This is a genomic window from Bradyrhizobium sp. Kon58 (genome assembly GCF_055807455.1).
Map to the genome: position 1 here is coordinate 1 of NZ_JBVVOT010000503.1, position 257 is coordinate 257.

Annotated in this window: 1 protein-coding gene; it reads right to left on the reverse strand. The window is 47.5% G+C overall.

Features of this window, described 5'->3' with window-relative positions:
• A partial coding sequence (locus AC0L20_RS41280; RefSeq protein ID WP_473295874.1) for a hypothetical protein occupies positions 1-223 on the reverse strand: 223 nt, incomplete at its 3' end.
• Positions 224-257: the final 34 nt, after the last annotated feature.

Below are 257 nucleotides of genomic sequence, written 5' to 3' on the forward strand. Positions count from 1 at the left end.
GCTCTTGTAATATTTCCAGCTCGGAATGAACGGGAACCGTCATATCTACAGTAGCAGGATATTTACTTATGAGCTGAGAAAGCTCTACTTCTTCGCTGCTCAAGTCAGAGCATATGCCATGATCTTTAAATCTATAAGGAAAGGCGCGAGAAACAACTAAAGTGTGCCCGGTGTTGTCCCAGGCTAATTCAGCCAACAACGCGCCTGGCGAGATCCTGCGCATCAAATTTCCGCACGGACTGTTCGTTGGCGCTTTG